The organism is Holospora undulata HU1, assembly GCF_000388175.3.
Lineage (GTDB): Bacteria > Pseudomonadota > Alphaproteobacteria > Holosporales > Holosporaceae > Holospora > Holospora undulata_A.
On record NZ_ARPM03000146.1, the window covers coordinates 1 to 3,468 of the forward strand.

At 36.9% G+C, this 3,468-nt stretch carries 4 protein-coding genes; 2 read left to right on the top strand and 2 right to left on the bottom strand.

Features of this window, described 5'->3' with window-relative positions; translation table 11 throughout:
* Nucleotides 1-458 precede the first annotated feature (458 nt).
* Nucleotides 459-587, bottom strand: coding sequence for a hypothetical protein (locus K737_RS11455; protein WP_268743859.1), 129 nt, complete (start codon nt 585-587; stop codon nt 459-461).
* A 280-nt stretch (nt 588-867) separates the two neighbouring features.
* The gene (locus tag K737_RS04125) at nt 868-1,857 is read right to left on the bottom strand and encodes an acetyl-CoA carboxylase carboxyltransferase subunit alpha (protein ID WP_023491232.1); all 990 of its coding nucleotides are present in this window, start codon (nt 1,855-1,857) and stop codon (nt 868-870) included.
* 302 nt (nt 1,858-2,159) lie between these two features.
* On the opposite strand from K737_RS04125, the gene K737_RS09515 reads away from it, so the two are divergent.
* Together K737_RS09515 and K737_RS11145 are read left to right on the top strand one after the other, a co-directional pair.
* Nucleotides 2,160-2,309 carry a helix-turn-helix domain-containing protein gene (locus K737_RS09515; protein WP_152531002.1) on the top strand — a complete coding sequence of 50 codons (150 nt, stop codon included), beginning with the start codon at nt 2,160-2,162 and terminating at the stop codon, nt 2,307-2,309.
* A gap of 36 nt (nt 2,310-2,345) precedes the next feature.
* Nucleotides 2,346-2,927, top strand: a complete 582-nt coding sequence (locus tag K737_RS11145; protein ID WP_024161307.1) for an IS1 transposase — start codon at nt 2,346-2,348, stop codon at nt 2,925-2,927.
* The last annotated feature ends 541 nt before the right edge of the window (nt 2,928-3,468 follow it).

The window sequence follows — 3,468 nt, forward strand, 5'->3', positions numbered from 1 at the left end:
TCGTAGAAGAGTATAAGGAAGATCAAAAGTTAATGGTGTAAAGCAAGGGCTCTGTGAGCAAGCGGAATGTTTCACAAACAGCAGAACTTATCGCACATTTGGAAAGCCATAGCGTATATGAAAGCAAGCGATATTTGCGGCTCATGTTCTTGAACCCTATGGCTGCACGCCCATAATTTTTCATTTAAAAAGGCAGCCAAGCAGGAAGCGTTTATTAATTATTATGAGACGGTGATGACAACACCGCCGGATGTTTGGTGATGGCGCCCCCCACCATGGCAACGAAAATTACTTGTCAGGCACCTCCCATGACACGCATGAACCTGATGGGAGCATTGGATTTGATGGGTGGTATCCTTAGAACCCTTGAATAGCTCCCCCTTGAAGAGGTTTTTTGATCCTCTGAAAGACGCTTATCCAAAGGCGCCTAACATTCACCTGATCTTGGATCAAGGACCCTACAAGCAAACCCCTCCAAAAAACAGCAAAAGAAAGAGGGATTGAGGTGCATTGTTCCTCCCTATACCCCCCAAACCTGGGACAACATCGCCATGGATCTTGTCAACCGCGTCAATGACAACTTTCAACGCATTAGTCCAACACTTTCAGTTTGATTTAGTATAGCCTGCATAGATCTTTGTATTTAAACCTCCAATGGCCTGGTTCGTGTCTTTTTTTAATGCTTCGTTTTCCAGGAAAAGGATCCTTTATTTTATCCCACTGATCATCTCCGTAGCTTAACGTCTTATTTAAAACACCTCTCTTTTAAATTTTTATTAAATTCTCAAAAAATATAGAAAAAATCAACTTAATTGAAGACCGGGCCTTAATTGTTTTATCAATTAAATGCTATGGTATTTACGATCTTTAGATTCTATTCTCACTAATTTTACCGTCCGATAAATCGTAATGGTTTGGTTTTAAAACAAACTGTCGACCTATTTCTAGAAACTTTGTACGACGATCTGCTTTAGCATTTTCATACGTTTCTTGTAGCGCAAAATTAAGGTGCCTTCCCACAGCGAAAATCGTAGAATGGGGGTCTCGATGCGCCCCTCCTAAAGGCTCTGGAATGATATCATCAATTATTTGTAACGTCCTTAGGTCTTGAGCAGTTAATTTTTGTGCTACTGCGGCCTCTTCCCTTTTATCACGGCTTCTCCATAAAATTGAAGCACACCCTTCTGGAGAAATAACAGAATAAACAGAATGTTCTAGCATAAAAATTTTATTGGCAGTAGCTAAGGCAATAGCTCCTCCCGATCCGCCTTCACCTATGATCACAGAAATAATGGGAACATCTAAAGAAAAGCTTTTCTCTAGACAGGCAGCAATGGCATAGGCTTGTCCTCGCTCTTCTGCTTCTGTTCCCACATAAGCACCCGCAGTATCCACAAAAGTCAGGATAGGAAAACCAAATTTTTGAGCAAAATCCATGCAGCGCAACACTTTTCTATACCCTTCAGGATGAGGCATTCCAAAATTATGTTTTAGTCGACTTTCCGTGTCGTGCCCTTTTTCATGCCCCATCACCAGCACAGTTGTTCCATAAAATCGTCCCACTCCTGCCTGAATTGCCATATCGTCCCCAAAGGTTTTGTCTCCACACAAGGGAAAAAAATCTTGCACTAACTGTTGGATGTAGGCAGAAGTTTTTGGACGCTGTTCATGGCGTGCAACAAGAACTTTTTGCCATGCAGTAAGATTTTTATACAGATTTGATAGCAATGTCTTACGTTTTTTTTCTAGGCGCAGAATCTCAGTCTGAATTTTGATTTTATCTCCAGAAATACCTTTAAGTGCTTCAATTTGATCTTGAAGCTTTACTACCACGCTTTCAAATTCTAAATGCTGCATAATTAATTTCATACTTATTGATATTATAAATGTAACAGATTGAAAAAAAATATTCTACAGTAAGTCCAAACAAGATATCTTTTATCTCTGCACCGGTAAGAAAATATTTTAATCTTGATGAACTTGATAATTACAAAATACTTTTTCTTGAAAGTATTGAACGGATACTAAGCATTTTGCTTTGTAATGTTGATTTTTTTTAATGAAGAAAAAAATATAATCCTTTAACTAAAGATCTTTTTTGTTAGAACTGGTAAAGAAATTCTTTTAAAAGTCTCTAAAAATGATTGTATGTAAATTTTGTGAATGTTCGGAGTGTTTTAAAATCGGTTTTGTTCGATGGATTCAGCGGTACAAATGTAAAAAATGTGAAAAAAATTTCACGAGGTGTGCCTGAGAAAGACAAGCTGAACGCCCTCGTTTTATACGCAAGCGGCCTGTCAATGAACTGAATTGCCCTACGTTTTGGTGTCAGCGCGACCTCTGTTTTGAAGTGGGCGGGCACCTTAGGATCAAGTCTATGCGCAAAACGTATTTTGTTTTATCTTAGCCCAGATAAAGCCAAAGCAATATCTTTTGAAGAAGAAAATATTAAAAAAATTAGATCAGTATTTTCTACAGTTAGAGCTCTTTTTGATCAGACCAGAAAAAATTCAGCACAAGATTCAGAAGTCTCTCTATCTGAAATAGAAATTAAAGATAGCTTTACAAATAAGAAAAAAATAGTAGCTGAGGTTTTTAACGCTATGTTAAAAATCATTTCTCAAAAAAGTATCACAGCTGATAAAAAAATAGAACACATTAAGAATTTTGCAAAAAATACTACGTATATATCAAATCCAGAAAGGATCCCCAATCTCAAAAGAATTGAGCTATCTCCAGAAAACAAAGGTATTGTCATGGAAGTCGATGAATTTTGGCATTATTCAAAAAAAAGAAAAAAAATTTGGATTTTTAAAGCTTGGATTTTTAAATCCTATGATCGTGCTGGAAAACGGCTCTTCGATTGGAAATTTTGCGATCACTCGCATCAAACATTCAAACGACTTTTTGAACGATTAAAAAAATAGAAAATTTTATTTTATTGCGCAGATCGTTGGGCAGATTTTAATAAAATTATTCCAAGCAACCGCCTCTTTCAGGGGCAAGATAAAACCTTTTCCATTGAACCAAATAATGCTCGACACCGCCATTGGTTTTCAAGATTTCGCCCCCCCCTTGCAAACACGCGATCACTTGAAATGCTAGAGGGAACACTGCTTATTTTTGCGGTACTTCATATTAATAAAACTTTGGAAATTAATCATGCTATCTTTGGTTAAAAGCTTCTGAAAAAGTAGCCGCTAGATTTTGCATATATAAATCAGCAATAGTGAGATGGAGCAAAACTCTTGAAGGAGTAAACAAAAAAAATAAATCACGGACAAAATTAGACAAAGAGAAATTATACAAAAGAATTTCCAGACAGGTACTATGAAAGGGCTAAGAGGTTAAAAATCAGTGCTTCTGGTATAAGATATGCAAAACAGCGTTTAGGAGAGACATATAAAAAAACTCTCAATCATCCGATCCAGAGAAAAGGTCTGTGTTTTGCCAAAAAATTAAAGAATT